The 26834-nt window shown below is 62.7% G+C and carries 25 protein-coding genes, 1 pseudogene and 2 riboswitches; of the genes and pseudogenes, 22 read left to right on the top strand and 4 right to left on the bottom strand.

The annotated features are described in order from the left end of the window. Positions 1 to 49: 49 nt before the first annotated feature. Together cbiB and cobD are read left to right on the top strand one after the other, a co-directional pair. The gene (cbiB, locus tag C7G61_RS32935; protein ID WP_190242079.1) at positions 50 to 991 is read left to right on the top strand and encodes an adenosylcobinamide-phosphate synthase CbiB; all 942 of its coding nucleotides are present in this window, start codon (positions 50 to 52) and stop codon (positions 989 to 991) included. 10 nt (positions 992 to 1001) lie between these two features. Further along, the gene (gene cobD / locus C7G61_RS32930) at positions 1002 to 1970 is read left to right on the top strand and encodes a threonine-phosphate decarboxylase CobD (RefSeq protein ID WP_108521757.1); all 969 of its coding nucleotides are present in this window, start codon (positions 1002 to 1004) and stop codon (positions 1968 to 1970) included. 10 nt (positions 1971 to 1980) lie between these two features. On the opposite strand, the gene C7G61_RS32925 is transcribed toward cobD, so the two are convergent. After that, positions 1981 to 3429, bottom strand: a complete 1449-nt coding sequence (locus tag C7G61_RS32925; protein WP_108521755.1) for a cobyric acid synthase — start codon at positions 3427 to 3429, stop codon at positions 1981 to 1983. Positions 3430 to 3454: 25 nt separating this feature from the next. Continuing rightward, positions 3455 to 4108 (bottom strand): cob(I)yrinic acid a,c-diamide adenosyltransferase, encoded by a 654-nt coding sequence (gene cobO, locus C7G61_RS32920; protein ID WP_108521753.1) that lies wholly within the window; start codon positions 4106 to 4108, stop codon positions 3455 to 3457. Positions 4109 to 4147: 39 nt separating this feature from the next. Further along, a riboswitch (cobalamin riboswitch) is annotated at positions 4148 to 4364 on the top strand. Positions 4365 to 4460: 96 nt separating this feature from the next. On the opposite strand from cobO, the gene C7G61_RS32915 reads away from it, so the two are divergent. From C7G61_RS32915 to cobJ, 7 genes are read left to right on the top strand one after another with little or no spacing between them, the layout of a single operon-like run. Further along, entirely contained in the window at positions 4461 to 4835 is a 375-nt protein-coding gene (locus C7G61_RS32915) for a DUF1636 family protein (RefSeq protein WP_108521751.1), read from the top strand. Next, positions 4832 to 5866: a cobalamin biosynthesis protein CobW gene (cobW, locus tag C7G61_RS32910; protein ID WP_108521749.1), complete on the top strand. Its 1035-nt coding sequence runs from the start codon at positions 4832 to 4834 to the stop codon at positions 5864 to 5866. The genes C7G61_RS32915 and cobW overlap by 4 nt, the downstream gene beginning before the upstream one ends. Beyond that, complete coding sequence (gene cobN, locus C7G61_RS32905) at positions 5866 to 9114, top strand: cobaltochelatase subunit CobN (protein ID WP_108521747.1); 3249 nt, start codon at positions 5866 to 5868, stop codon at positions 9112 to 9114. Before cobW ends, cobN begins: the two co-directional genes overlap by 1 nt. Beyond that, positions 9111 to 10274 (top strand): precorrin-3B synthase, encoded by a 1164-nt coding sequence (cobG, locus tag C7G61_RS32900; RefSeq protein WP_108521745.1) that lies wholly within the window; start codon positions 9111 to 9113, stop codon positions 10272 to 10274. Before cobN ends, cobG begins: the two co-directional genes overlap by 4 nt. Then, positions 10274 to 10903, top strand: a complete 630-nt coding sequence (locus C7G61_RS32895; protein WP_108521743.1) for a precorrin-8X methylmutase — start codon at positions 10274 to 10276, stop codon at positions 10901 to 10903. Before cobG ends, C7G61_RS32895 begins: the two co-directional genes overlap by 1 nt. Before the next feature lie 2 nt (positions 10904 to 10905). After that, the gene (locus tag C7G61_RS32890) at positions 10906 to 11637 is read left to right on the top strand and encodes a precorrin-2 C(20)-methyltransferase (protein WP_108521741.1); all 732 of its coding nucleotides are present in this window, start codon (positions 10906 to 10908) and stop codon (positions 11635 to 11637) included. After that, the gene (cobJ, locus tag C7G61_RS32885) at positions 11634 to 12368 is read left to right on the top strand and encodes a precorrin-3B C(17)-methyltransferase (protein WP_108521739.1); all 735 of its coding nucleotides are present in this window, start codon (positions 11634 to 11636) and stop codon (positions 12366 to 12368) included. The genes C7G61_RS32890 and cobJ overlap by 4 nt, the downstream gene beginning before the upstream one ends. On the opposite strand, the gene C7G61_RS32880 is transcribed toward cobJ, so the two are convergent. After that, positions 12344 to 13093, bottom strand: a complete 750-nt coding sequence (locus C7G61_RS32880) for a cobalt-precorrin-6A reductase (protein WP_108521737.1) — start codon at positions 13091 to 13093, stop codon at positions 12344 to 12346. The genes cobJ and C7G61_RS32880 overlap by 25 nt on opposite strands. On the opposite strand from C7G61_RS32880, the gene cbiE reads away from it, so the two are divergent. The 8 genes and pseudogenes from cbiE (at position 13092) to cobT (ending at position 20344) form a co-directional block, all read left to right on the top strand. After that, entirely contained in the window at positions 13092 to 14273 is a 1182-nt protein-coding gene (cbiE, locus tag C7G61_RS32875; protein ID WP_108521735.1) for a precorrin-6y C5,15-methyltransferase (decarboxylating) subunit CbiE, read from the top strand. The genes C7G61_RS32880 and cbiE overlap by 2 nt on opposite strands. Further along, positions 14270 to 14638 carry a cobalamin biosynthesis protein gene (locus tag C7G61_RS32870; RefSeq protein ID WP_190242078.1) on the top strand — a complete coding sequence of 123 codons (369 nt, stop codon included), beginning with the start codon at positions 14270 to 14272 and terminating at the stop codon, positions 14636 to 14638. The genes cbiE and C7G61_RS32870 overlap by 4 nt, the downstream gene beginning before the upstream one ends. Continuing rightward, positions 14635 to 15417, top strand: coding sequence for a precorrin-4 C(11)-methyltransferase (cobM, locus tag C7G61_RS32865; protein WP_108521731.1), 783 nt, complete (start codon positions 14635 to 14637; stop codon positions 15415 to 15417). The genes C7G61_RS32870 and cobM overlap by 4 nt, the downstream gene beginning before the upstream one ends. After that, positions 15417 to 16730: a cobyrinic acid a,c-diamide synthase CobB gene (locus C7G61_RS32860; protein ID WP_108521729.1), complete on the top strand. Its 1314-nt coding sequence runs from the start codon at positions 15417 to 15419 to the stop codon at positions 16728 to 16730. Before cobM ends, C7G61_RS32860 begins: the two co-directional genes overlap by 1 nt. Continuing rightward, positions 16727 to 17453 (top strand): annotated as a pseudogene (gene cobA, locus C7G61_RS32855) (uroporphyrinogen-III C-methyltransferase). The gene C7G61_RS32860 and the pseudogene cobA overlap by 4 nt, the downstream one beginning before the upstream one ends. A 51-nt stretch (positions 17454 to 17504) precedes the next feature. Continuing rightward, positions 17505 to 17723, top strand: a riboswitch (cobalamin riboswitch). 35 nt (positions 17724 to 17758) lie between these two features. Continuing rightward, on the top strand, positions 17759 to 18436 hold the full coding sequence (locus C7G61_RS32850) for an energy-coupling factor ABC transporter permease (protein ID WP_108521727.1): 678 nt from the start codon (positions 17759 to 17761) through the stop codon (positions 18434 to 18436). Between the two features lie 50 nt (positions 18437 to 18486). Next, positions 18487 to 19236, top strand: coding sequence for a precorrin-6A synthase (deacetylating) (cobF, locus tag C7G61_RS32845; RefSeq protein WP_108521725.1), 750 nt, complete (start codon positions 18487 to 18489; stop codon positions 19234 to 19236). Between the two features lie 52 nt (positions 19237 to 19288). Then, positions 19289 to 20344 (top strand): nicotinate-nucleotide--dimethylbenzimidazole phosphoribosyltransferase, encoded by a 1056-nt coding sequence (gene cobT / locus C7G61_RS32840; protein ID WP_108521723.1) that lies wholly within the window; start codon positions 19289 to 19291, stop codon positions 20342 to 20344. Here the strand turns inward: cobT and C7G61_RS32835 are convergent. Then, a complete protein-coding gene (locus C7G61_RS32835; RefSeq protein WP_057846123.1) occupies positions 20339 to 20914 on the bottom strand; it encodes a histidine phosphatase family protein in 576 nt (191 codons plus the stop codon). The genes cobT and C7G61_RS32835 overlap by 6 nt on opposite strands. 732 nt (positions 20915 to 21646) lie before the next feature. Between C7G61_RS32835 and C7G61_RS44130 the strand changes: the two genes are divergently transcribed. The 5 genes from C7G61_RS44130 (at position 21647) to C7G61_RS32815 (ending at position 26830) form a co-directional block, all read left to right on the top strand. Then, positions 21647 to 21898: a hypothetical protein gene (locus C7G61_RS44130; protein ID WP_145963729.1), complete on the top strand. Its 252-nt coding sequence runs from the start codon at positions 21647 to 21649 to the stop codon at positions 21896 to 21898. 105 nt (positions 21899 to 22003) lie between these two features. Then, positions 22004 to 23479, top strand: a complete 1476-nt coding sequence (locus C7G61_RS32830; protein WP_190242077.1) for a coproporphyrinogen-III oxidase family protein — start codon at positions 22004 to 22006, stop codon at positions 23477 to 23479. A 17-nt stretch (positions 23480 to 23496) separates the two neighbouring features. Further along, complete coding sequence (locus tag C7G61_RS32825; RefSeq protein WP_244608572.1) at positions 23497 to 24687, top strand: hypothetical protein; 1191 nt, start codon at positions 23497 to 23499, stop codon at positions 24685 to 24687. A 56-nt stretch (positions 24688 to 24743) separates the two neighbouring features. Further along, positions 24744 to 25274, top strand: coding sequence for a GNAT family N-acetyltransferase (locus C7G61_RS32820; RefSeq protein ID WP_108521719.1), 531 nt, complete (start codon positions 24744 to 24746; stop codon positions 25272 to 25274). A gap of 464 nt (positions 25275 to 25738) precedes the next feature. Next, entirely contained in the window at positions 25739 to 26830 is a 1092-nt protein-coding gene (locus tag C7G61_RS32815) for a hydrogenase small subunit (RefSeq protein ID WP_108521717.1), read from the top strand. Positions 26831 to 26834: the final 4 nt, after the last annotated feature.

The raw sequence follows: 26834 nt of genomic DNA, 5'->3' as shown, positions 1-26834 counted from the left end.
GATACCGAATTCTTGTGACATCAGGGCCAGGCACGACGGGAGATGATGCGTGGGCTTTGCGGGAGCGATGGCGGTGGCGATGACCGTGGACGCCCTGTTGGGCTGGCCCAACGCGCTGTTCGCCCGCATTGGTCATCCCGTCACCTGGCTCGGGAGGCTGGTCAACATTCTCGACATCAGCTTCAACCGGCCCATCGATCCGCCTGGAGTCAGGCGGATCGCTGGCGCAGCCGTGGCGCTTTTCGTGATTGGAGTTTCGGCCGGAATTGGATGGGCGGTTCAGGCCGCGCTCGCCTTTGAATGGAGCCGCATCGTCCTCCTGGGAATTCTCGCATGGCCCCTGGTCGCGCTGCGTTCGCTCTATGATCATGTGGCCGCCGTTGCGAATCCCTTGCAATCCGGTGATATCGCAGCCGCGCGTGCAGCGGTCGCGCACATCGTGGGACGCGATCCCGCAGCTCTTGATGAGGCGGGCATTGCGCGCGCAGCCATCGAGAGCCTAGCCGAGAACGCTTCCGACGGCATTGTGGCGCCCGTGTTCTGGGGAGCGTTGTTCGGGCTGCCGGGCATTGTCGGCTACAAGGCGATCAATACGCTCGACTCCATGATCGGCCATCGCACGATGCGCCACGAATCCTTCGGTTGGGCCGCCGCGCGCATCGACGATCTCGCCAATTTCATACCGGCGCGTCTCACGGGCTTTTTGTGTGTGGTGCTGGCGACGCGGCCTTCGAATGCGTTATCTTGCATGGCGAGGGATGCGCGCCGCCACCGCTCGATCAATGCCGGCTGGCCGGAAGCAGCCATGGCCGGCGCACTCGGCGTGCGGCTCAGCGGGCCGCGCATCTATCACGGTGGCACCGCCGACGAACCTTGGCTCAACGAGGGGGCGCGCGATCCGTTCGCTGCGGACATCCGGCAAGGGTTGAGGCTCTACGTCCGCGCCATGGTTCTTTTGGCCGGTGCGTTTGCGATTTTGGCCTTCGCGTGACGGAGAGGCAATGCTCGAGCATGGTGGAAATCTCGATCTCGCCGTTCAGCGCTTCGGCGGGCGTGCGCAGGACTGGATCGATCTCTCAACCGGGATCAATCGGCAGCCCTATCCGGTGGGTGAGGTGGAGCCAAGATACTGGAGCGCGCTGCCGTCGCGATCCGATATCGAATCCCTCCATGAGGCTGCACAGCAGGCCTACACCACCAAGGCCCGAATCGTGGCCCTTGGTGGCGCACAAGTAGCCATCCAATTGCTGCCGAGTCTTTCGTCGCGCGGCCGGGCGCGAATTCTTGCGCCGACCTATAACGAGTACGCGGCGGTTCTTTCGGCCGCAGCCTGGGACGACGTGGCCGAGGTTTCTAATCTCGAAGCGCTGGCAGGAGCCGATCTCGCCGTGGTTGTTAATCCCAACAATCCGGATGGCCGACGCCATCATCCGAACGAGTTTCTCTCGCTCTTGCCGCGCGTCGGTCGACTAGTGGTCGACGAGAGCTTTGCTGACGCCGTTTCCGGCTTGTCGCTAGCACCTGGGGCGGGACCGTCGGGGCTGTTGATCCTGCGCTCATTCGGGAAGTTTTACGGGCTTGCAGGACTGCGGCTCGGCTTCGTTCTCGGCAGCGAGGCCGATATCGCGGCGCTGGCGGCGATGGTGGGTCCATGGCCGATTTCGGGCGCAGCGATTGCGATCGGACGGCGCGCCTTGCTTGATCGCGAGTGGGCAAAGGCAACCGCGACGCGTCTGGCGCGCGATTGCCTCCGGCTGGATGCTGAAGTGCGATCGCAGGGCTGGCAACTGGTCGGCGGGACGCTGCTGTTCCGGCTCTATGAGACCGGCGACGCGCGCGCCGCGCAGGCGCGGCTCGCGCGCGGCCAGATATGGTCACGTGTTTTTGAACAAAGGCCGGGATGGCTCCGGCTGGGCTTGCCGGGTAACGGGACGGAATGGTCGCGGCTTGCTGCCGCGCTCTCGCGTTGATCACTAATCCTCAGCGCGCGAGCGCAAGCAGCCCATTTACATCGAGATGGCTGTCGATGTGGTCGGCAAGCGCATCGAGCGCGCTCTCCACCCTGGCGCGGTACTGCTGGTCTGCGGCCGGAATGTCCAGTTGCGCGAGAAATGCGCTGCGGAAATTGTCCGAAGCAAACAGGCCGTGCAGGTAGCTACCGTACACGCGTCCGTCGCTGGAAACTGCGCCTTCCGGCGCGCTGCCAAGCAAAGCAAATGGCCGTGCACGGTCAGGCCCGTCGGTATGCCCGATGTGAATCTCGTAAGCCTCGATCGGTCGGTCCGTCGCGGCATGGACCGCCGCAACGCGCGTGAGAGTCTTTTGTGGCGTCATCACCGTCCTGACGTCGAGGAGTCCGAGGCCGGGCGTTTCTCCCGCCGGTCCCTCGATTCCTGTCGGATCCGCCACACTGCGTCCGAGCATCTGGTAACCGCCGCAGACGCCGAGCACATGGCCGCCGCGACGATGATGCGCGAGAAGATCGATGTCCCAGCCTTGCGCGCGCAGGAAGGCGAGGTCGCCGCGTGTCGACTTCGAGCCGGGAAGGATCACGAGTTTTGCATCGCCCGGGATTGCCTCTCCAGGTCGGATCATCACAAGATCGACATCAGGCTCGAGCTTCAGCGGATCGAGGTCGTCAAAGTTCGCGATCCGCGACAGCGCGAGAAAGGCAATCTTGCACTTGCCTACCTTGCGGGCGTCAGCAAGCCCCATCGCATCTTCAGCCGGAAGCTCGCCAGCGCGGGCGAAATAGGGCAGAACCCCAAATCCCCGCCAGGATGTGCGTGCTTCGATCAGCCGGTAGCCGTTGTCAAACAGCGTCGGATCGCCGCGGAACTTGTTGATGACGAAGCCGCGGATCATGGCCGCATCGTCGGCATCCAGCACGGTCTTGATGCCGACGAGCTGCGCAATCACACCGCCGCGATCGATGTCGCCGACCAGCACGACTGGCACGTCGGCCTTGCGGGCAAAACCCATATTGGCGATATCGGCGCTCCTCAGATTGACCTCGGCTGGGCTGCCGGCGCCCTCGACCAGAACAAGATCGGCACGATCCTTCAGGCGTCCGAAACTTTCGAGGACCGGCTCCATCAGCGATGACTTCATCGCAGCGTACGCGCGGGCTCGCAGCGTCGCCACGCGCCGTCCCTGCACGATGATCTGCGCGCCAACATCTGTCTCCGGCTTGAGCAGGACGGGATTCATGTCGGTGTGCGGCTCGACACCTGCGGCCTGCGCCTGCAACGCCTGCGCGCGTCCGATCTCGCCACCGTCGATTGTCACGGCCGCATTGTTCGACATGTTCTGCGGCTTGAAGGGCAGCACCCGATAGCCGCGGCGGGTCGCGGCGCGCGCAAGGCCGGCGACGACGAGCGACTTGCCCACGTCAGATCCCGCTCCCTGGATCATCAATGCGCGCGCCATCGAGTCGGATTCCGCGGTTGATTCGTCAGTACTCGACGCCGGGCTGCGCCTTGATGCCGGATCGGAAAGGATGCTTCACGAGCGTCATCTCCGTGACGAGGTCGGCGGCATCGATCAATTCCTGCCTGGCATTGCGCCCCGTGAGGACGACATGCGTCATCGGCGGCTTTGAATTGTTCAGGAACTCGACGACTTCTGCGATCTCCAGATATTCGTAGCGAAGCGCAATGTTGATCTCGTCGAGAACGACCATGCGCAAGGCTTCATCGGCGATCAGCTGCTTGGCCTTTTCCCATGCGGCGCGCGCCGCGGTGATATCCCGGGCGCGGTCCTGTGTTTCCCAGGTGAAGCCTTCACCCATCGCATGGAATTGACACAATTTACCAAAATGTCCGGTCAGCAGGCGGCGCTCGCCGGTGTCCCACGCACCTTTGATGAATTGCACGACGGCGCAGGGAAAGCCATGCGCAACGCACCGCATGATCATGCCGAAAGCCGAGGAGGATTTCCCCTTGCCCGCGCCCGTATGGACGATGATGAGTCCCTTCTCGCCGCTCTTGGCGGCCATCATCCGGTCGCGGGCGGCCTTCTTCTTCGCCATTTTAGCCGCATGGCGGGTATCAAGCGAAGCCTCGGCGGCAACAGCTTCCTCCTCAGCGGCATCCGGTTCGGAAATCATCTGCACGTTCCTTTGGCTTGACAAGTTGCACGCTTGAGCAAATGGTGAGGCGGCGTTGGTTCCTGTCCTACGACAGGCGAAGAGGGAATGCGATAGGGCTCTTGCCTCGAAAGCTTGAGCCTTGAAAAGCAGCCGCCCCCGCGACCGTGACCGGAGAGATCTCCAAGAGCCACTGACCCGTTTGGGTTGGGAAGGTGGAGATCGAAGGGAAACCTGCTCCGCAAGCCGGGAGACCTGCCAGCGCACCGATTGACCACCGGCGGACGGGGTGTTCCGCGACGGGGAGCGAACCTTCGCGTCTCTGGGTTCGTGTGCCTCATCGCCTCCGTCAAAAGTTTTTGAAGAAGAGGCGATGACCGTCACGTTGCATGTTTGCATCACCTGCCGTGCCGGCCAACCCTTAAGGGAGGACGAACCCACGCCAGGCGCGCGTCTGCACATCGCCATCCTCGAGGCTGGCGTGCCGGAAGGCGTCAATGTCGTTCCGGTCGAGTGTCTGTCCGCCTGTAGCCAGGGCTGCTCGATCGCGCTCTCTGGACCGCAACGCTGGTCCTATGTGTACGGGCGCCTGTCCGATGCAAGCGCGCCGGACGTTATTGCCGGCGCTGCGGCCTATGCGGCGGCGCCCGACGGCATCGTGCCATGGCGCAGCCGGCCGGAGACCTTTCGCAAGCAATCGCTTGCCCGCATTCCACCCATCGCCGTCGTGCCGGAGGCCGCAGAATGAACACGCTTGCCAAGATCCCGGTGACCGTCATCACCGGCTTTCTCGGATCGGGCAAGACGACGCTGATCCAGCACCTGATTACCAACGCGAACGGCAGGAAGCTTGCGGTGCTCGTCAACGAGTTCGGCAGCGAAGGCGTGGATGGAGAGATCCTGAAATCCTGCGCGGACGCCAACTGTCCTGCCGAGAACATCGTAGAGCTCGCCAATGGCTGCATCTGCTGCACGGTCGCCGACGATTTCATTCCTGCCATCGAGCAGCTGCTCTCGCGCCGCGTGAAGCCCGACCATATCCTGATCGAGACGTCGGGCCTCGCCCTGCCGAAGCCACTGCTCAAGGCGTTCGACTGGCCCGAGATCCGCTCGCGGATCACGGTCGACGGCGTGATCGCGCTCGCGGATGCGGAGGCCGTCGCGGCTGGCCGCTTCGCACCCGATCCTGTCGCGGTCGAAGCCCAGCGTGCGGCCGATGAAAACCTCGACCATGAAACGCCGCTTTCGGAAGTATTCGAGGATCAGATCGCTTGCGCGGATATCGTGCTGCTCACCAAGGCGGACCTTGCCGGCGCGGAAGGACTTGAAGCGGCCAGGGCGGCGATCGCCGCTGAGATGCCGCGTCGTGTGCCGGTGCTGCCGGCCGTCGACGGCGCAGTCGATGCGCGTGTGGTCCTTGGTCTCGAAGCGGCGGCAGAAGACGATCTCGCCGCGCGCCCCTCGCACCACGACGGCGAGGACGGGCACGAACACAACGATTTTGCCTCCGTTGTCATCGAGCTCCCGGAAGTTGCGAGTATCGATGCACTTGTTGCATCGATCCAGCGGCTTGCGCGCGAACAGAACGTGCTGCGCGCCAAGGGATATATCGCGGTCGCGGGCAAGCCGATGCGATTGCTGCTGCAATCGGTCGGGGAGCGAGTACGGCATCAGTTCGATATGCCCTGGGGCACGCGCCCAAGGCGGTCTAAGCTGGTTATGATCGGTGAACACGACGATATCGATGAGGCTGCCATTAGGGCGGGACTTGGTGTCTGATGCACGTCGTCTTTCGCGAGAGCCGCGGTCTTGAGGAGACCGCGATCCCTAAGGATCTCGGCCAGGGTCCGGCCGACCTTGTGGTGCTCTCGTTTTCGGACAGCGATCTCGCCACGTTCGCTTCCGGCTGGCGGCGGGGCCGCGCCAGTCTGCCGTCGCTCAGGCTCGCGAACCTGGCAGAGCTGCGTCATCCGCTATCGGTCGACACCTATATCGAGCGTACGCTGTCGCAGGCGCGGGGCGTGCTGGTGCGCCTGATCGGCGGCGAATCCTACTGGCCATACGGACTGGCCGCCTTGCATCAATTGGCCAAACAGCGCGACATCGCGCTTGCGGTGCTTCCGGCTGATGGTCGCGACGATCCGCGCCTGGATGCACTCTCGACATTGCCCGGCTCGACGCTCGGACGGCTGAAGGCGCTGTGCGACAAGGGCGGAACAATAGCGGCGCAGGCTGCAATCGCCCAACTCGCACTGGCGTCGGGTCTCTATGCGGGGCCGGTCGTCGGTGAAACCGAAATTCCCGAGATCGGATTCTACGGTCCGGGTCGCGGTGCAATCGCGGCGCTGCCAAATCCGGATCAGCGGCCGCGCGCGTTGGTGATCTTCTATCGTTCCTATCTCACCGCGGCAGATACTGCCCCGGTCGACGCGCTGATCACAGCATTGCGGCAAAAAGGTTTTGATGCCTATGGTGTATTCATCACCTCGCTGAAGGCTGCTGGTGTGGCGGATTGGATGAGGGGGCATTTCGAGCAATGCGCTCCGGCGGTGATCGTCAATGCGACCGCCTTCTCTGCGGTCGCCGATGACGGCACGACGCCTTTCGATGCCGCATCCTGTCCGATATTCCAGGTCGCATTGTCGACAGCCCGGCGCGATGATTGGGCGGAATCGCTTCGCGGGCTCTCGCCGAGTGATCTGGCAATGCATGTGGTGTTGCCGGAGGTTGACGGCCGGCTGTTTGCGGGTGTCGTCAGCTTCAAGTCGCCGGGGGAGAGCGATCCCGATCTGCAATTCGCGCACCTGGCGCACAGGCCTGACGACGAACGCGTATGCGCTGTCGTCGAGCGGGTGGCCGCCTGGCACAGGCTTGTCAACCGCCCGGCAGGCGAGAAGCGGCTGGCGATGGTGCTCTCGAACTATCCGGGCCGTCCGCACCAGCTCGGGCATGCGGTCGGGCTCGACGCGCTCGCTTCGGTCGAAACGCTGCTGTCCGATCTCCACGCTGCCGGTTTCGACGTGAAAGCGGCAGAAGCGCTCGGTGAAACTCTCCTACGGGAAGCATTGACCTGGAGCGTTGCCGATTATCGCACGGAGCTGGCCAGGCTTCCGCGCCGGCTGCAGGACGATCTCGCGAGTGCCTGGGGCGCGCCGGAAGACGATCCGGCCTGTCGCGGCGGCGAATTTCGTTTCGCCGCGATCCGGCGCCGCAAGATGACTATCGCCGTCCAGCCGGAACGCGGCGATATCGGCAATCGCGATGCCGAGTATCACGATCTCTCGCGCACGCCGCGCCACGCCTACGTTGCATTTTATCTCTGGCTGAGGCGCGAGGGCATTGATGCCATCATCCATATGGGGGCTCACGGAACGTTGGAATGGCTGCCCGGCAAGTCCGTCGCGCTGTCGGCTGCCTGCTGGCCGGAAGCGCTGATTGGCGACGTGCCGGTGATCTATCCCTTCATCGTCAACGACCCCGGCGAAGCGGCACAGGCCAAGCGCCGTATCGGCGCGGTCACGATCGGCCATTTGCCGCCGCCGCTGGCGCGGGCCGCTTTGCCCGAAGGCCTGCGCCGGCTCGAGCAACTGCTCGATGAATATTCGACCGCCGATGGTCTCGATCCCGCGCGTCGGCAGCGACTGATCGCAGCAATCCGCGATGAAGCGCGTGCCGCGGGCCTGGAAGATGATCTCGGCCTTGGCGCGTCGGCTGCGCCGGCCGAGGCTATTCCTCGGATCGATCGCTTCGTCTGCGATCTGAAGGCAAGCCAGTTCGGCGAGGGCCTGCATGTGTTCGGTCGCGGGGCTTGCGGCAAGGCGGAGAAGGGCGCGCTGCTCGATGCGCTCACGGGCAGGCGCGTGGCGCCGGGACCTGCCGGTTCGCCGTATCGCGGGCGTCGCGATGTGCTGCCGACCGGGCGCAATCTGTTCGCCGTCGATCCCCGCGCGGTGCCGACGCCGTCAGCGCATGCGCAGGGGATCAAGCTTGCCGAGGAATTGCTGCGCCGTCACCTGCAGGATCACGGCGACTGGCCGAAGGGGCTCGTGGTTGATCTCTGGGGATCATCGACCATGCGCACCGCAGGCGAGGATTTTGCGATGGCCCTGCATCTTGCAGGCATCGCGCCGCGCTGGGATCCTGCTTCGGGGCGGGTGACGGGTTATGACATCATCGTGCCGGCGGCGCTCGGCCGCCCGCGCATCGACGTGACGCTTCGCGTGTCGGGGCTGTTTCGCGACGTCTTTTCAGGCCTTGCACAATTGTTTGAGGCGGCAACCGAAGCCCTCTCCGAACGGGACGAGGAGGGCGAGGACAATCCTTACCGTCATCGCGCGGCGCGCGTGTTCGGACCGCAGCCCGGCCAGTATGGCGTCGGTATGGCATCGATGCCGGATGTCTTCACGGAGGAGTCGCGCGAGGCGGCCGGTGAAGCCTGGCTTTCGGCTTCGTCCTGGGCGTTCGCGTCTGACGGCACGATGCGGCCCGACCGCGCAGGTATCGAGGCGAGGCTCGTCGCTGCCGATGCCTTCGTGCACGTGCAGGACCTCCCGGAAACGGACCTGCTGCTCGCTGCCGACTACGCCGTGCATGAGGCGGGCGTCGCAGCCGCAGCCGCGCGGCTCGGCGCGGCCGCCCCATCGCTCTATCATCTCGACGCCACGCATCCGGATCAGCCGCATGCACGCTCGTTGACCGAGGAAATATCGCGCGTCGTGCGTGCGCGCGCCGCCAATCCGATATGGATCGCGGGCATGCTGCGCCACGGCTTTCGGGGCGCCGCCGAGATTGCGGCGACGCTCGAGCATATGGCGGCTTTCGCTCATCTCGCGGATGCCGTGCCGGCGCATCTGTTCGATCTCTATTACGACGCGACGCTCGGCAATGACGACGTTCGCGCGTTCATGGCGTGCGAGAATCCGGCGGCGCTCGCGATGATCGGAACTTGCTTCACCCGTTTGCATGAAGCGTCGCTCTGGAGGACGCGACGCAACTCGATCGCGGCCGCGCTGCGGGAGGCCTCATGAGCGCCGTTGCGATCAAGGGCTGGTGCCCCGGCGCGTTGCGGCCGATGCGCTCAGGCGATGGGCTTGTGGTTCGCATCCGGCCGCATGGTGGCCGGGTCGATGCGAAGCAGGCGACAGGAATTGCGGCATTGGCCGAGCGCTACGGCAACGGCCTGATCGATCTGACCAGCCGGGCCAACCTTCAAATCAGGGGTGTCAGCGATGATGGCCATCGGCCTCTGATCGAGGAACTCTCGCGGCTGCACCCGATCGACAAAGATCCGGAATCGGAAGCGCGACGCAACATCCTGGTTACCCCGTTCTGGAGCTCAAGCGATGATACCTGTTCGCTCGCCGCAGAGCTTGAACGGGGGCTTGCGATGGGACCGCCCGACTTGCCGACCAAATTCGGCTTCGCCGTCGATTGCGGGGCAGAGCGCGTGCTGGCCAGTGCCTCAGCCGACATCCGCATCGAGCGCAGCATCGCGGGAGAGCTGATCGTGCGCGCCGACGGCGCGGAGCATGGTCGTCCCGTAGCACGAAGCGAAGCCGTCAAGGTTGCGCTCGCGCTGGCCGAGTGGTTCGTCGATTTCGGCGGAGCCAGGGATGGGCGAGGACGGATGGCAGCGCATATCGGCGCCGGCGCAAAGCTGCCGGACGCGCTTCGTGGCCGCGCCGAGCCGGTTCGAACGATCGCCGAGCCGCGCCCGGGGCTCTATCCGCAAGGCGCGATGGTCGGCGCGGCATTCGGGCAGGTAACACATGCCGCGCTCACCTACCTCGCCGGATGCGCGCAAGGATTGCGGATGACGCCATGGCGGATGATATTGCTGGAGGGGTTGCACGAGATGCCCCGCTGCGAGGGCCTCATCACGCAGGCCGATGATCCGATCCTGCGCGTCGTCGCCTGCAGCGGTGCACCCGCCTGCCGTGAAGCGCATGCCGAGACACGTGCACTTGCGGCGGCGCTTGCGCCGCATGTTGCCGCGGACAGCAGGCTTCATGTCTCCGGCTGCGCCAAGGGCTGTGCCCATTCGGGGCCTGTCGCTCTCACCCTGGTTGCGACCCGCGAGGGATTTGACCTCGTCCGGGGCGGCTCGACGCGGGATGCGCCCGCCCTGCGTGGACTGAGCGCCGCCCACATGATCGCCGATCCTTCCGTTCTAACGGTAGCGCGCTGATGCCGCACATCTATGAGACCGATGGTGCGGCGATCTACCGTCAATCCTTCGCCACCATCCGTGCCGAGGCGGACCTTGGGCGCTTTTCGGCCGACGAGGAGCCGGTGGTCGTCCGCATGATCCATGCGGCGGGCATGGTGGGCCTCGAATCCTACATCCGCTTTACGCCCGGCATGGCGCGTAGCGCGAAGGCCGCGCTGCAGAATGCCGCACCTATCCTCTGCGACGCGCGCATGGTGTCGGAAGGAATTACGCGTGCGCGCCTGCCGGCCGGCAACGCTATCATCTGCACGCTCGACCATCCCGCGGTTCCCGCGCTCGCTCAATCCATGCGCAACACCCGTTCGGCCGCAGCGTTGGAATTGTGGCGGCCGCATCTGGACGGCGCGATCGTCGCCATCGGCAATGCGCCGACCGCGCTGTTTCACCTGCTCAACATGCTGGAGGATCGCCACTGTCCAAGACCCGCGGCGATCATCGGTTGTCCGGTCGGCTTCGTCGGCGCGGCTGAAGCCAAGGCCGCATTGATGATGGATCCGCCGGCGCCGGCGCTGACGGTCGAGGGACGCCTTGGCGGCTCGGCGATTACGGTCGCCGCCGTGAATGCGCTGGCAAGCCGGAGCGTATAGCCATGGGGCGTATCATCTGTTGCGGCCTCGGGCCAGGAAATCCGGACCTGATGAGCGTGCGCGCCGATCGCGAGATCCGTGCGGCCAAGCATGTTGCCTATTTCCGGAAGAAGGGACGCCCTGGCCAGGCCCGGCGTATCGTCGAGGGCATGCTGGCAAAGGATGTCTGCGAATATCCAATGGAATATCCGGTCACCACGGAGATCGCCTTCGACAATCCGGAATATGTTCGCCTCCTTGCCGGCTTTTACGACGAGTGGGCGGAGCGTCTTGCGCGGCTCGCCCGCGCAGTGGACATCGTCGTGCTCTGCGAGGGCGATCCCTATTTCTATGGTTCCTTCATGCACCTGCACGCGCGTCTGCAGGGACGAGTTGAGATCGAGGTGATCGCAGGCATTCCCGGCATGGCCGGCTGCTGGAATTCGGTCGGTCTGCCGATCGCGCTTGGCGACGATGTGATGACGGTGCTGATGGGCACGCTGCCGGAAGACGAGCTCGAACGGCGCGTGCGCAATTCCGACGCGCTCGTCATCATGAAGACCGGGCGCAATCTGACAAAGGTGCGCCACGCGCTAGCGGCCGCCGGCCGCCTTGGCGAGGCATGGCTGATCGAACGCGGCACCATGCCGGGCGAGCGCGTCGCGCGGCTGAAGGAAGTGGACGAGACCGAGTGTCCTTATTTCGCGATCGTGCTCGTGCATGGGCAGGGGCGACGGATGGAGGCAGCGGAATGACCGGCACATTGACCATCGCGGGACTTGGGCCGGGCGACGAGGCGCTGGTCACGCCGGAAGTCTCCGCTGCGCTCGCTGTGGCGACCGACATACTCGGCTATGCGCCCTATGTTGCGCGTGTAGCCCCTCGCGAGGGGCTTACGCTGCATCCGTCGGACAATCGCATGGAGTTGCAGCGCGCGAGCGATGCCTTGCTTCTGGCATCGGAAGGACGCCACGTCGTCATGGTTTCCTCCGGCGATCCCGGCGTGTTCGCGATGGCCTCCGCCGTGTTCGAAGCACTCGAAGCCTCGCCGCATTGGCAGGGGCTTCCAATCCGCGTTCTGCCCGGCGTGACCGCGATGCTGGCAGCGGCCGCGCGCGCCGGCGCGCCGCTTGGCCACGATTTTTGCGCGATCAATCTCTCGGACAATCTGAAGCCGTGGCCGATGATCGAGAAACGCCTGCGGCTCGCTGCTGAAGCCGACTTTGCCATCGCAATGTACAATCCGCGCTCAGTGAGCCGACCCGAGGGTTTTGGGCGCGCGCTCGCGGTTCTGAAAGAGGCGGGTTGCGGCGAACGCCTCGTGATCTTCGCGCACGCTGTCAGCACGCCAGAGGAGCGAATTGAAACGGTGATGCTGCGCGAGGCGCGGCCGGAGATGGCCGACATGCGAACCCTTGTTATCGTCGGCAATTCGGCAACGCGCCGCGTCGGCCGCTGGGTCTATGCACCGAGGCATGCCCGATGACCGAGCCATTGCATGACCTCCGCCACGCTTTCGACCCGCGGCCTGTCAGGCAATTCGGGCCGCTTGAGCATCACGACGGAAAGGCCGAGCTCGCGCGCGGCGTCGATCTTGGCGCGCGCGCCCGCTCCACCGGAGTTGCGGGCAACGACCCATTCGATGCCGCGCGCGCGCATCATCTCCAATTCGCCGGCGAGGGTGAATGGTCCGCGCGACACGATGACATCGACGTCCGGAAACGGCAGTGGTCCATCGGGAGGATCGACAAACCGCAAAGTGTAGGCGTGCTGCGGCCTGGCGCTGAAAGCTGCGATGTGCTGCCGCCCGATCGCAAGAAATACCAGCGCGCGATTGTTCGGCAACGCTGCGGCAGCGGAGGTGATATCCGCGGCCTCGATCCAAGTGTCGGCGGCCCCTTTTGCCCAGGGCGCGCGCTCGAGCGCGATCAGCGGTATTCCGGTCGTCTCGCACGCTGCAACCGCATTGCGGCTCATCTCGGCCGCGAAGGGATGGGTTGCATCGACAAGGTGCGTTATTCCCTCGCGCCGAATGAACTCGGCAAGGCCGTTCACGCCGCCGAAGCCGCCGATGCGGGTCGGCAGCGGCTGGTTCGCGGGGGCGCGGGTGCGACCTCCATAGGAATAGATCGCATCACATCCCGCGCGCGCAACGGCGTCCGCGAGCAGATTGGCATCGCTTGTTCCGCCCAGAATGAGGGCGCGCATCATGCATGATCCCTGGCTGACCATTATCGGCATCGGCGAAGATGGCCTTGCGGGCCTCTCGGATGCAAGCAGAAAGGCGCTAGCGGAAGCCGAGACGGTGTTTGGCGGCGAACGGCATCTTGCGCTGGCAGGGATTGCCGACCGCGGCCGTCGCTGGCCGGCGCCGTTCGAGACAGATTGCGTGCTGGCCAGCCGCGGTCGTCCGACGGTGGTGCTCGCCTCGGGCGATCCGTTCTGGTACGGCGTAGGAGCCAGTCTCGCGGAACGGCTCAGCAAGAGCGAATGGATTGCGCATCCCGCGCCTTCGACATTCTCGTTTGCCGCGGCGCGCCTCGGATGGCGGCTCGAATCTGTCGTCTGTCTTGGACTCCACGCGGCGCCATTCGAACGCCTGGTGCCGCATCTGACACGTGGAGCGCGCATCATTTGTCTCGTGCGCGACGACAAGGCGCCCGGCGATCTGGCCAAATGGTTGACGGCGCGCGGCTGGGGCGAGTCACGGCTGTGGACGCTCACCGCGCTCGGTGGTGCCCGCGAATCCGTGGCGCAACAGCGCGCCGAGAGCTACGCGGCCGATGCGATCGCGGCTCCCGTGGCAGTTGCACTCGAAGCCACTGGACCGGACGGCGTTCCGCGCAGCTCCGGCTTTTCGGACGCGCTCTTCGTGCATGATGGCCAGATAACCAAGCGGCCAATGCGCGCGCTCGCGCTTTCGGCGCTGGCGCCGAGGCTCGGGGCAATATTGTGGGACATTGGCGCCGGTTCAGGTTCAATCTCGGTGGAATGGGCTCTCTGCGGTGGCACGGCGATCGCCATCGAAGCGCGGGCTGACCGTCTGGCGAATATCCACAGCAACGCCGCGACCTTCGGTCTGACGCATCGGATCGTCATCGTTGAGGGAACAGCGCCTGATATCCTCTCAAGCCTTCAGACACCGCAAGCCGTCTTCATCGGCGGAGGTCTCGACGCCAGGATGTTCGATGCGGTCTGGTCGCGCATTGAGCCGAGAGCCCGGGTGGTTGCGCATGCCGTCACGCTGGAGACCGAGGCGCTACTATCGGACCTTCATCAACGCCACGGTGGCGAGTTGATGCGAATCGAGATTGCGCATGCAGGTCACCTCGGCCGCTACCGGTCCTGGGAAGCGGCGCGGCCGGTCGTTCAATGGAGTGCAGTCAAGTGAAGGTCGCGGGCTTTGGATTCAAGCGGGACGTCACACTGGCTGCGCTGCGCGAAGCTCTCGTTGACGCGGGCGGCCCTGAAGATCTCGCGGCAGTTGCAACGGTCAGCGACAAGGCCGAAACCGCCGCGCTCAAATTGCTGGCGCGCGAACTCAACGTGCCCATCAGGCTTGTTTCGGCCGATGTCCTGGCCAGCATTGCCACGCCCACACAGTCCGAACTGATCAAGGCGAAGTTCGGTACGGGCTCCATCGCCGAAGCCGCGGCGCTTGCGGTCGCCGGTCGTGGTGCGCGCCTCGTTTCGAGGCGGGCCGTCTCGCAGGATCGGACGGCGACCGCAGCGATCGCGGAAGGAGACGGCGAATGACGGTGCATTTCATCGGCGCCGGACCAGGCGCAGCCGACCTGCTCACCTTGCGCGGACGCGATCTCATCGCTGCCTGTCCGGTCTGCCTCTATGCCGGCTCTCTCGTGCCCGAGGGCGTTCTTGCGCATTGCCCAAAGGATGCACGGATCGTGAACACCGCGCCGCTGTCGCTCGACGACATCATGTCGGAGATCGTCGCCGCGCATCGTGAGGGCAAGGACGTCGCACGACTGCATTCCGGAGATCTCTCGATCTGGTCGGCGATGGGCGAGCAATTGCGCCGCCTGCGCGCGCTTCAAATCTCCTATTCAATCACGCCCGGCGTGCCGGCCTTTTCCGCCGCCGCGGCAGCGCTGGAGGCCGAGCTCACGCTGCCGGGTCTTGTGCAATCGGTCGTGCTGACGCGGATGCCGGGCAGGGCGAGCGCGATGCCCGAAGGCGAGAAGCTCGCCACTTTCGCCGCGACCGGTGCGGTGCTCGCCATCCATCTCTCGATCCATCTGCTTTCCAGGGTGATTGATGAGTTGACGCCGCACTACGGAGGAGACTGCCCGGTCGCAATAGTCTGGCGCGCAAGCTGGCCGGATCAGCGCATCATCCGCGCCACGCTCGGTACCCTGGACTCTGCTGTAAGCACCGAGCTCGAGCGCACGGCCGTTATTCTGGTTGGCCGCACACTGGGTTCGGAAGATTTCGGAGAGAGCCGCCTGTATGCCGTCGACTATGACCGCCGCTATCGGCCGCTCGGGCCGACGCCGCGCTTTCCGGAAGGCTCGTGATGACGGCGAGCCTCGTCATCTCCGCGCCGGCGTCCGGTGTCGGCAAGACGACGCTGACGCTGGCGTTGGCGCGCGCCTATCGCGATCGCGGGCTGAAGGTCCAGTGCTTCAAGAGCGGGCCGGATTATATCGATCCCGCCTTTCATGCGGCCGCCACGGGGCGCACCTCCGTCAACATCGATAGCTGGGCCATGCACCGCGAGGCGATCGAAGCGCTCGCCTCGCGCGGTGCGAATGCGGATCTCGTTCTGACCGAAGGCTCGATGGGCCTGTTCGACGGCGTTGCCGCACGGGGCGTCTCGGGGACCGGCGCTACCTCCGATATCGCCGAGATGATGGGCTGGCCGGTCCTGCTTGTGATCGATCCCTCCGGACAGGCGCAAACCGCCGCGGCGGTGGCTGCGGGACTGCGCGATTTCCGCGCGGGCGTGCGTCTTGCCGGCGTCGTTCTCAACCGCGTCGCCAGCACGCGGCACGAGGACCTGGTGCGCCGTGCCATGGCAGGCGCCGGCATTCTGGTGTTCGGGACGTTGCCCCGCCACGCCGCGATCACCTTGCCGAAGCGGCATCTCGGCCTGGTACAGGCTGAGGAGCAGGGCGAGGTCGACGGCCTGATCGCTGAAGCCGCCCGCTTCGTCGCTGAGCATGTCGATCTCGATGCAGTGCTGCAATCGGCGGCATGCGCCTGGACGGCGCCATGCGCCGCGCACGGCCCAAGCGTAAAGCCACCCGGGCAACGCATCGCTCTGGCGCGCGACGGCGCATTCTCGTTCGTCTATCCGCACATGCTAGAGGCCTGGCGTGCCGCCGGAGCCGAGATCACGACCTTCTCGCCGCTCGCCGACGAGGGTCCTGATGACAGTGCCGACGTCTGCTGGCTGCCCGGCGGCTATCCGGAATTGCACGCCGGGCAACTCGCGGCAAATCGCCGATTTCGCCTTGCGCTAAAATCCTTTGCCGAGACACGGCCGGTGCATGGCGAGTGTGGCGGCTACATGCTGCTTGGCACCGCTTTAACTGACGCCAACGGCACACACCATGAGATGACGGGACTGCTCGGCCTGCATACGAGTTTTGCCCAACGTCGCATGCAGCTGGGCTATCGGCTTGCGGAACTTGCTCTGCCGATGCCCGGATATCAGGCCGGCGCGCTACTGCGCGGCCATGAATTCCATTACTCCACGATCGTCTCGCAGCCCGATACACCTTTGGCTATCGTGCGCGACGCGACTGGCGCGGTCGTTGCGGAGACGGGCTCGCGGCGCGGCTACGCCACCGGCACGTTCTTCCACCTCATTGCGGAGAACAGGTGAGCGGCTTTGTTTCCTTTGTCTCGGCCGGCCCAGGCGATCCCGAGCTCCTGACGCTCAAGGCGGCCACGCGTCTGCGCGCCGCTGATGTCGTGCTGTATGACGACCTTGCCTCGGGCGCGATCCTCGATTACGCCCGAGCCGGGGCCAATCTGGTAGCGGTTGGCAAGCGTGTGGGCCGGCCCTCAGCCAAACAGGAGCACGTCAACCGGCTGCTCATCGACTACGCCGCCGCAGGCGCCCGCGTTGTTCGTTTGAAATCGGGAGACGCCGGCATCTTTGGCCGGCTTGAAGAAGAAATTGAGGCGCTGCAAACTGCGGGCATTGACTACGAGATCATTCCAGGCGTCACGTCGGCCTGCGTTGCGGCAGCACGCGCCGGCATTCCACTCACCCGCCGGCACACCTCGCGCCGCGTCCAGTTCGTGACCGGCGCAGATGTCACCGGGCGGTTGCCCGCGAATCTCAATTGGGCGGCACTGGCCGATCCGGAATCGACGACCGTGGTCTATATGGGCAAGCGCACATTCCCGGCGCTCGCGGCAAAGCTTCGAGCACGGCATGGCTCCCGACACGCGGGCGCTATTTGCGGAGTCTCTGGGCCGCGCCGAGGAGCGGATTGTCCGCACCGCGATTGCAAAGCTTGCAGAGCAGCTCGCGCAAGCCAGCGCCGCAACGACGACGGCGGTCATTCTTTTCGGCGCGCTGGCGGGAGAGACTCTATGATGATGCCGTCGCCCGATCTCGCGAGCCCCTTGACGTCTCCTCGTCGGAAGGAGCACACAGAGCAGGCATGGTGCTCGAAGCGGCGCAAAGCGCCGGAGCATAATCGGGAACCGGGGAAGGGCGGACCTGAATGCGGCGCCCAAAGCCCCGGCCGCCCCCGCGCCTGTAAGCGGTGAGGGGCTCCAATCCGCCACTGGGCCGTCAGCTTGGGAAGGCCGGGACCCGTTTCGAACCGCGAGCCAGGAGACCGGCTCTGCAGTTTTTAACACCAGCGCCGTCGTGTGACGGCAAAAGGGACGTAAGTCATGCATATCGAACCAGGTACCGTTACGGGCGCCAAGCTCGTGCTGAGTTACGCGACCGGTGCCGTTGCCGCCGGCTGCGCTCTCAAGCTCACGGTCGAAACCGTGCGCGAGCAGGGGTTTGTTTCATTCGCGGTGCGCACCGTCGCAACAACGGTCCTGGTCTTCTCTTTCTTCGAACTGCTGCCGCATTTCCGGATCGGGGTCTCGGAGGTGCATTTCATTCTCGGCTCGACGCTGTTTCTCCTGTTCGGCGCAGCGCCAGCCGCATTCGGGCTGGCGCTTGGTCTTCTGCTGCAGGGGCTGTTCTTCGTACCGACCGACCTGCCGCAATATGGTATGAACGTGACCACGCTGCTGGTGCCTTTGTTTGCGATCCAGGCGCTGGCCGGGTGGATCATTCCTCGCAGCACCGCCTATGTTGACCTGCAGTATCGCCAGGCGCTTGCGCTTTCGACCGCCTATCAATCCGGCATCGTGGCGTGGGTCGCCTTCTGGGCGCTGTATGGTGCGGGCTTTGCGGCCGAGAACCTCGCCTCCATCGCATCTTTCGCCGCTTCCTACGCGCTCGTCGTAGTATTTGAGCCGCTGGCCGATCTGGCCGTGCTGGCACTGGCGAAATCACTGCGAGATGTGATGGCCGACGGTCTTGTTACCTATCGCCTTCACAACGCCGCCTGAAGATGGCGTAAGGGCGGTCGCAAGTCGCGGCCGCCCCCACTCATAACGTGATGCTGACACTCTCCCTGATAGGCATTGGCTGCGGCGATCCCGAGCAGCTCACGCTTGCTGCGATCCGCGCGATCAATGCGGCTGACCTGGTGCTGATTCCGCGCAAAGGTGCCGCGAAGTCCGATCTCGCCGACCTGCGCCGGCTGATTTGTGCGCAAGCCTTGACGAACAGTCGCACGCGCGTTGCTGAGTTCGACCTGCCCGTTCGCGGCACCGCGCAGGAGCACTACCGCAACGGAGTGGAGGAATGGCACGACGCCGTCGCCGTGACCTGGTCCCGGGCAATTGCGGCTCATCTCGGTCATGACGGGCGCGTTGCCCTGCTGATCTGGGGCGATCCTTCGCTATACGACTCGAGCCTGCGGATCGCACGAAGGCTTGATCCGTTGCCAATGATCGAGGTCGTGCCAGGCGTCACGTCGATCCAGGCGCTTTGCGCCGCGCATGCACTGCCGCTGAACGATATCGGGGAACCCTTTCTCGTCACCACCGGACGGCGGCTGCGCGAGGTCGGTTGGCCGTCAGGCACCGACACCTTGGTCGTCATGCTCGATGGCGGTGCCGCGTTCCAGTCGCTCGACCCGAACGGACTACATATCTGGTGGGGCGCCTATCTCGGGATGCCCGAGCAGATCACCATGTCAGGTGCGCTTGCAGAAGTGGGGCCAGGCATCGTCGCCGCACGACAGGAAGCACGCGCCAGGCACGGCTGGATCATGGATAGCTACATCCTCAAGCGCGTGTCCTAGCACTCGTGCGAAGGCCGCTGGCATCTTGAACAATCACCAAGGGCAGGACGACATGCTACCCGAGTGGGTCTACCAGGAGTGCCCGGGCGTTTCGACCGTCCATCGCGATGCCGCCCTGGCCCGTCAGGCCGAGCTCACCAAGCCGACCGGTGCGCTGGGTCGCCTCGAGCACCTCGCGATCGAGCTCGCCGGTCTGCAACAAACCGACCGGCCTCAAGCCGAGCGCGTGCCGATCATCGTCTTTGCAGGGGATCACGGCATCGTCGCGCAGGGAGTATCGGCCTATCCTCAGGAAGTTACGAGCGCGATGATGTCGAATTTCGCGTCAGGCGGTGCAGCAATTTCGGTTCTTGCGCGCGAGCTGGGCTTAAGTCTAGAGATCGTCGATGCCGGGACGCTCGCCGAACAGCCCATCCCGGGAGTCGCGACAGACAAGCCGCGCCGGGGCAGCCGGGATTTCAGCAAAGAAGCGGCGCTCGAGTTGGGGGAGGTCGCCTTTGCCTTCGACTGCGGCAAGCGTGCCGTCGCGCGGGCGGCCTCAGCAGAACCAGATCTTCTGATCCTTGGTGACATGGGGATCGGCAACACCACGACTTCTGCGGCAGTCGCCGCCGCGCTGCTTGGCATGGGCGCCGAGCAGGTGGCCGGCAATGGCACCGGGCTCAATGCAGACACCCGTGCACGCAAGGCGCACCTGATTGATGCAGCGCTGGCTCGTCATGACCTTACAAGACCAGGAACTTCTGCCGAGCGGATCCTGTGCGCGGTAGGCGGTCTCGAAACTGCTGCGATTACGGGCGCGATCATCGCCGCCGCACAGCGTCGCCTCCCTATCCTGATCGACGGTTTCATCGTGTCCGTCGCGGCATTGACGGCGGTGCATCTTAATCCGTCGTGTCGGCCCTTTCTCTTATCCTCGCATCAATCGGCCGAGCAGGGGCACCGCCTGGTTCTTGAGGCCCTGAATGTGCAGCCGTTGTTCAATCTGGACCTCAGGTTAGGGGAGGGATCGGGCGCCGCGCTTGCATTGCCGATCCTGCGGCTTGCATGCGCTCTGCACAATGGCATGGCGACCTTCGCGCAAGCCAGCGTTCCGAATCGCTCATAACGCGACATTCTGATTGACCGACACAATCCGCCAATTGTTCCGTAGCCGATCAATTCGGGTGATCGACAGCGGATCGATAACAAAGCGCAACGCTGCTTGCGGTGCGATGTCGAGGGCTACGCAGAGCGCGGCGCGAATAGTGCCGGAATGCACGACGAGCGTTGCTGGACCAGCAGCTATTTTACGAAGTCCATCCCGAACCCTCGCAATTTGATCTTCGAAGCTCTCGCCGCCGGGTGGGCTTGAACGAGCGGGATCCTTCCAGAACTCGGCGTACCCTTCTTCTCCGAGAGCGGCGAGATCGTCGTGACGTCGGCCGGTCCAATCCCCGAAGTCCTGCTCCCGAAACTCAGGCACCAGGATTGGATCAAGCTCGAATGCGCGCGCGGTATCGAGAGTTCGTTGAGACGGACTCGCATAGCTTGCGGCGACCCGCGGCAAGCGCCTTCGCACGGCTTCCAAATGCGCCCGATCGCTGAGATCGGCCGGAGCGCCCGAAGGGGAGATCGTTCCTTCGATAGAATCGACGACCGCATGCCGGACCAACCAAAGAAAGGCTTCCCCTTCCATTCCCATATCTCCGAGATGCTTATCAATGCGAGAAACATCTTGAACATTCGCCCGCGGACGGTTTACCGCGACCAAGGACTGATATCACAGCCGGAGCAAAATGCGTATCTCAACTCCTCCCGGCGCCGCCGCCGTGCAAGGAAGGCGCGTTGTTGCCTGGCGTCAGGGCCGGTTTTTCATGACCGCGCTCGTGCCTTGTTAATGCGACGGCGATGGGCGCCCGCGCTGATTGCCATCGGCCCCTGTTCTGGAATCGACATCAGCCGGCCTGCGGATGCGTCGGGCGTCGAGCTAACTGAGCTCCCGAACGTCTCGAACGGTCGCCGGGGGATCTCCTGCGCGTCGTCGCGGGCGCGGCAAGCTGTCCCGCGTAGAGACATGCTTTGCAGGCTTAACGGCTAAATCGCCGGCAACCTATACCACTGGCTGATATGATCAGGCCAACAGCGAGAATAACCATAAGCTGGTGCGATGTGAAGCAGCATCGCTCCCCCAGTGCTGACTTCCCGGTCGGCCGCCGAAAGGGGCAACTGAGCTCGTCGAGAGACGACCATCGTCATTCGATGCTCCGTGGTGTCGTGTTCGGCGTGTCCGGTTGAAGACGCGTATGTCCGGAAACCGACGCCGAGGCGCAAGTATTCCGTCGCCGCGGCGCGAAGCACATGATTTTGACTCTTCAAGCAAGGCTCGCACAACGTGCTTGGTGGCACGTCGATTGCTGGGACAAGGTAAATGATCCGCACGACCATGCCGCTCTCCCAGTCGTTGGCGCAGGAGCTAAATGAACTTTACTCGATTGATCCAAATCAACACCCGAGACGCCGCACTGAGTGCCGTCAGGTTTCGCAACGCACGAAGAATATTCGCGTTGGCCGCGACACCTGCCTGTCCTCGACAATCTCTAGTCATCCCGCGCGTCTCGCTGAGCGCATCGCGACGTGCGATCTGATCGGGGTCCAGTGGGAGGCGAATGCAGGTGGCTGATCGAAATGTGCTGCTTCAGTAACGAGCCAAAGAAGAAACTGATGGACGCCGCCGCAGCTGCTATCGCGGCTTTCCTGCACACGAAAACTAAAGGAGTCCCAAAGCATGAACGCGCCAAGCTATTCCGAGGCCCTGGAATTCGCGATCGACCGTTCGTACGAGATCAACCTAGACATGTTGAGATCGCGAAACTTGCACCTTGATACGCACAACGATTATCTCGTCGGCACCTATCCGCCTCTCAAGGCAATGGGGGACCTGAATGCCGAAAGGTTGTTGACTCAGGTCGCGTCGTCAATTGATCTCTATTTCCACATCCCCTTCTGTAATCAGTATTGCACCTTTTGCCACTTCGCCAAGGAAATCAATCCATCTTCCGAGCGAGTGGAACGTTATTTGGTGGCTTTGAATAAGGAGATGAGTTGGTCAGATGCGGCGCTTGCTGGCAGAGATGTTGAGACTGCTTTTTTTGGAGGTGGCACTCCCTCGTTTTTGACCAACCATCAACTCAAAACGCTATTTGATATGACTAATCAGCGCTTTGATTTATCGAGGGCCGAAGTAAGTTTCGAATTGCATCCCTCTCTTGTGAAGCATGCGGACGCTGCGGATCGCATATCCACTCTACTTAGAGGTGGGGTAAACCGCTTCGTACTGGGCGTTCAAAGTCTAGACTGGAATATTTTGCGCATACTGAACCGCGGGCACGGTGTGGAGGAGGTGATACAAACCGTAAAATTGCTGAATGAAATGGGCGTTGAGAACCTGTCGCTTGACCTCATGTATGGGCTGCCGCAGCAAACGCTCCGAAGCTGGTACGACTCAATTATCGGCCTATTGGACATGGGAATAGAGAAGTTCAATGTATTCCCATTGATGTTTAAATCGACTGACCCCGTGGCCCGCCATTTGGCTAGAGGACGATATCAATTCGCCGGGGCTAAAGAGCGCATCATAATGCACTTTATGGCAGAGCACATCCTCACTAAACTCGGCTATCGCCACGGGCCGATTTTCTATTGGACTAAGAGGTCGCAGCCGCACTCCGTTCAACAGCGCCGTAAGTACGATTCCTGGAACGACAATAATCTTGTCCCGTTTGGGGTTGGCGGATTTGGTTACATGAGCCAGTGCCAGTTCTATAACGAGGCAGACTTAGATCGCTACCTCTCTAGGGTTGAGGCAGGCGAGAAGCCAGTGTGGAGGGGTGTTGTACTGTCGCAGGACGACCTTATGCGCCGAACGTTAATGTTTGCTTTGCGAAGCAGCGGAGTGTTGCTCTCCCGATTCGAGCGGGAATTTGGAGTATCGGTTGAAGAATACTTTTGCCGCGAGCTTGAAATCTTAAGGGAGGCGGGTCTCGTCTGCATCTCAAACGATGGCGTGCTGTCGTTAACTGCCGCCGGCAATATCAACTCGGGCGCTGTTTCGCTGCTATTTTTCTCCGACAATGTGCTTGAGCGGGTCGCGTACAACGATGGCAGGATAACAGACAAGCGAACCGATCTGCTCGAAAAACACGACTACTCGCCGGCCGCAAGATACGGGTCAAGTGCAGAAATGCAAGCTGTCTTTCGATGAAATCGGGGCGCTCGTCTATGATCCATAGTTTATCCCTTTCCACTCCGGAGCCGCCGCCCTATCGGGAGCAGCAGATATTTTCTCATCTTGCCGATAGCATTGATCGCGGGCAGCGAAAACGCCCGCTTGGGCTTGTCAGCAATTTTGTCGCCGATCAGCTTCCGCACTGCATTGCCGAGATCAAAGGCAGTAAACGGCCAGATGAAGGGGTCAAGGCTCTTGGACGCAGCGTCAACGCGATGATTGCATCGACTGACTATGAGGTACAGCTGCTGAATCTGCCGCAGCCCGACTTCGCGATCGCTAAGACAGACATCCAGTATCTCGTCAACTGTGCTTATCAGATGTCAGCGTTTGCCGGTCTTGATCCCGTGGACGCGGAGTTGACGGTGGGAGAGGAGCTGAGCCGTCTTGCCTGCTTAAGTTGTCATCGGCAGCCTAGCATTGAGGTCCTCTCGTATGAAGATATGATCCTTGCGAACCCGGTGCAGAGCGATCCACGCGTGTATTGCCTCGGCGCGGCCGGGGTCGAGGAGCGAGATTTTTGCTTAGGTCACCAACTCATCGAGAGCGAGCTACAGCTAGCAATCGACGCTCTACTTGAATTGCGTGACGCGGCTGGCGCGGACGCTCGTCAATGTCTTGCGGTATGCTTGGAGCGCCTTGAGTCAGCAAATAATGTTCTGACCCGCTTTTACGAACATATGTCGCCTGACCTATTTGGCCAATTCCGTGTGTTTTACGGAAAGAACCCTTACAAGAACAGGCTTGGCCCGAGCGGCCGGTTCTCTGCCCGCATAGTGGCGGTCTCGGTGCTACTGGTCGGTGAAGAACTCTTCCAACAGAGGCCGCAGTTTTATAGGGATGTATATCGGCTGTCCGAATACTATCCGCAGGGATGCATTCACGAGGTGTTCCGCTGGTTGTCACCGGACAATAGAAGCGCGGAGCTCACGCCAACTTGGCTAGAAGGGAAAGCGGACTTTCCTAAGTCTGCAACCATTTCGTCCGTCATGGAACGCCACGGCAATGAAATCGGAAACCTGCGCGCGTCTTGTGTTTATGCGCTGGATCAGTTCACCCGGATGCACCGTATTACTGCCTTAAAGTATACGGTTGAACCGGGTCGTCCAACTGTCGGAGTTGAGGCGTCGGAAAGTGTTGAGGTTGTCCTTTCACAGCGGCTATTAACGGCGGCGCGTCCGTAAGCTGACGGTATGCGCCAGACGTGCGGCGCCCGACACCGGTCGAAAGGTGATGTTCGATGTCTCAAGACGAGGTGATCTTTCGTCGGTTTGAGTCAGGGGATACTGATGATGTATGGCATATGCATAGAAGCGCATCGGAGGATGTTGGTGTGCGTGGCCCGGAAGGAGCGTGGGAGGATGATCTACGCAACATTGGAGAAGTATACATCGCGTCAGGCGGAGACTTCGTGGTTGCGCATATTGGTTCCCGACTCGTTGCCATGGGTGGATTGAAACCTGTTGACGGTGATGTCGCAGAGCTGAAGCGGATGCGGGTCGATCCTGCCTTTCACCGACGAGGGCTTGGGAGGAGGATTCTTAGTGAATTGGAATCGCTAGCCGGTGCTCTAGGATTCAAGTGGATAATTCTCGACACGACAAATATCCAAGTAGGGGCTCAAAGGCTTTATGAGACGGCTGGCTACGTTCGCCGCAAGGAAGGGATGTTGCACGGATATGCAGTGATTTTCTACGATAAGCGGCTCACCGGCCGGGATGACCCACCTCACATGATAGACGACATTGTGAACCTGGATAATCCAGTCTAATCCTGAGGGACCAGCTTCGTGAAAAGCTGAAGAAGGTGGAGGCGCTAGGATTTCGGCGCGCGACGACCAAGAGAAGCGCGGCGTCGCGGAAGCGCGGAAGGTGAGCTCGACGAGTAAAGACGTGGCGATGCCCCCATTGAGGTGATGGTTACCTATCAGACAGTGTCGAACAGCGACTTGGTCATGCAGACGCTGCGACCAGAATATCGTGCGTTCGTTCGGCCCTGCGTGATGTGTACGGAGGACTGATCGCAAAGCCACCGAGCTAAAGCCGGCAGCTTACTTGCCGCTTTCTGATTGAATGCGTTCCGTTTCCCCGGCTCTCATCGCCCTTGCGTGACTAATTTGAGCGCTTCTTCTGGAAACGGCTTGGTATCTCTCAAGTGTTTTACGTGTGGTGTTGGCCTGCTTCTTGCTACCCTAGCGTCAGCAAGTCGTCGCTAACAGATCTCGGGGAAGAATTTATGGGCGGGGCAGCGGAAACGTTTTACGGCGTCATCAGACGTCAGGGTATCACGCGTCGCAGTTTCCACAAATTCTGCAGTTTGACGGCAACGAGCCTCGGGCTCGGTCCGCTCGCGGCAAGCCAGATTGCCAACGCGCTGGAGACAAAGCCGCGTGTGCCCGTGATCTGGATGCACGGGCTCGAATGCACCTGCTGTTCGGAAAGCTTTATCCGCTCGGCCCATCCGCTCGTCAAAGACGTGGTGCTGTCGATGATCTCGCTGGATTATGACGCCCTGATCATGGCGGCGGCAGGACACCAGGCCGAAGCCATCCTCGAGGAGACCCGCGCCAAGTACAAGGGCGAGTATGTGCTTGCCGTTGAAGGCAATCCGCCGCTGAACGAAGGCGGCATGTTCTGCATTGATGGCGGCAAGCCGTTCGTCGAAAAGCTCAGGGCGATGGCGGAAGATTGCATGGCGATCATCGCTTGGGGGACTTGTGCGTCCTGGGGTTGCGTGCAGGCGGCCAAGCCCAACCCGACTGGGGCGACGCCGATCGATAAAGTGATCACGAACAAACCGATCATCAAGGTGCCCGGCTGCCCGCCCATCGCAGAGGTCATGACCGCCTTGGTGACATTCATCACCACGTTCGGAAAGCTTCCCGAGCTCGACCGCCAAGGGCGTCCAAAGATGTTCTATTCCCAGCGCATCCACGACAAGTGCTATCGGCGTCCCCATTTCGACGCCGGCCAGTTTGTCGAGGTGTGGGACGACGAGTCAGCGCGCAAGGGCTATTGCCTCTACAAGATGGGCTGCAAGGGGCCGACCACCTACAACGCCTGCTCGGCCGTTCGGTGGAACGGCGGCGTTTCCTTCCCGATCCAATCCGGCCACGGCTGCTTCGGCTGCTCCGAAGATGGCTTTTGGGACAAGGGCTCGTTTTACGATCGACTGACGACCATCAAGCAATTCGGCATCGAGGCCAACGCCGATCAAATCGGCATGGCCGCTGCTGGCGCGGTCGGCCTAGCCGTTGCCGCGCACGCGGCGGTCACGGCCGTGAAGCGGCTGACCCGTAAACCGGGCCGAGTAGCTCAGGAAAAATAATCGA

Origin of the sequence: Bradyrhizobium algeriense (assembly GCF_003062295.1) — a bacterium.
In the GTDB taxonomy this organism is placed as follows: Bacteria; Pseudomonadota; Alphaproteobacteria; order Rhizobiales; family Xanthobacteraceae; genus Bradyrhizobium; species Bradyrhizobium algeriense.
This window is presented reverse-complemented; position numbering and strand designations above follow the sequence as displayed.

Bases quoted from the DNA above. Each gene is read 5' to 3' on its own strand.
- cobD (WP_108521757.1), top strand. From the start codon at position 1,002: ATGCTCGAGCATGGTGGAAATCTCGATCTCGCCGTTCAGCGCTTCGGC.
- C7G61_RS32925 (WP_108521755.1), bottom strand. From the start codon at position 3,429: ATGGCGCGCGCATTGATGATCCAGGGAGCGGGATCTGACGTGGGCAAG.
- cobO (WP_108521753.1), bottom strand. From the start codon at position 4,108: ATGATTTCCGAACCGGATGCCGCTGAGGAGGAAGCTGTTGCCGCCGAG.
- C7G61_RS32915 (WP_108521751.1), top strand. From the start codon at position 4,461: ATGACCGTCACGTTGCATGTTTGCATCACCTGCCGTGCCGGCCAACCC.
- cobW (WP_108521749.1), top strand. From the start codon at position 4,832: ATGAACACGCTTGCCAAGATCCCGGTGACCGTCATCACCGGCTTTCTC.
- cobN (WP_108521747.1), top strand. From the start codon at position 5,866: ATGCACGTCGTCTTTCGCGAGAGCCGCGGTCTTGAGGAGACCGCGATC.
- cobG (WP_108521745.1), top strand. From the start codon at position 9,111: ATGAGCGCCGTTGCGATCAAGGGCTGGTGCCCCGGCGCGTTGCGGCCG.
- C7G61_RS32895 (WP_108521743.1), top strand. From the start codon at position 10,274: ATGCCGCACATCTATGAGACCGATGGTGCGGCGATCTACCGTCAATCC.
- C7G61_RS32890 (WP_108521741.1), top strand. From the start codon at position 10,906: ATGGGGCGTATCATCTGTTGCGGCCTCGGGCCAGGAAATCCGGACCTG.
- cobJ (WP_108521739.1), top strand. From the start codon at position 11,634: ATGACCGGCACATTGACCATCGCGGGACTTGGGCCGGGCGACGAGGCG.
- cbiE (WP_108521735.1), top strand. From the start codon at position 13,092: ATGCATGATCCCTGGCTGACCATTATCGGCATCGGCGAAGATGGCCTT.
- C7G61_RS32880 (WP_108521737.1), bottom strand. From the start codon at position 13,093: ATGATGCGCGCCCTCATTCTGGGCGGAACAAGCGATGCCAATCTGCTC.
- cobM (WP_108521731.1), top strand. From the start codon at position 14,635: ATGACGGTGCATTTCATCGGCGCCGGACCAGGCGCAGCCGACCTGCTC.
- C7G61_RS32860 (WP_108521729.1), top strand. From the start codon at position 15,417: ATGACGGCGAGCCTCGTCATCTCCGCGCCGGCGTCCGGTGTCGGCAAG.
- C7G61_RS32850 (WP_108521727.1), top strand. From the start codon at position 17,759: ATGCATATCGAACCAGGTACCGTTACGGGCGCCAAGCTCGTGCTGAGT.
- cobF (WP_108521725.1), top strand. From the start codon at position 18,487: ATGCTGACACTCTCCCTGATAGGCATTGGCTGCGGCGATCCCGAGCAG.
- cobT (WP_108521723.1), top strand. From the start codon at position 19,289: ATGCTACCCGAGTGGGTCTACCAGGAGTGCCCGGGCGTTTCGACCGTC.
- C7G61_RS32835 (WP_057846123.1), bottom strand. From the start codon at position 20,914: ATGGAAGGGGAAGCCTTTCTTTGGTTGGTCCGGCATGCGGTCGTCGAT.
- C7G61_RS44130 (WP_145963729.1), top strand. From the start codon at position 21,647: ATGATCCGCACGACCATGCCGCTCTCCCAGTCGTTGGCGCAGGAGCTA.
- C7G61_RS32830 (WP_190242077.1), top strand. From the start codon at position 22,004: ATGAACGCGCCAAGCTATTCCGAGGCCCTGGAATTCGCGATCGACCGT.
- C7G61_RS32825 (WP_244608572.1), top strand. From the start codon at position 23,497: ATGATCCATAGTTTATCCCTTTCCACTCCGGAGCCGCCGCCCTATCGG.
- C7G61_RS32820 (WP_108521719.1), top strand. From the start codon at position 24,744: ATGTCTCAAGACGAGGTGATCTTTCGTCGGTTTGAGTCAGGGGATACT.
- C7G61_RS32815 (WP_108521717.1), top strand. From the start codon at position 25,739: ATGGGCGGGGCAGCGGAAACGTTTTACGGCGTCATCAGACGTCAGGGT.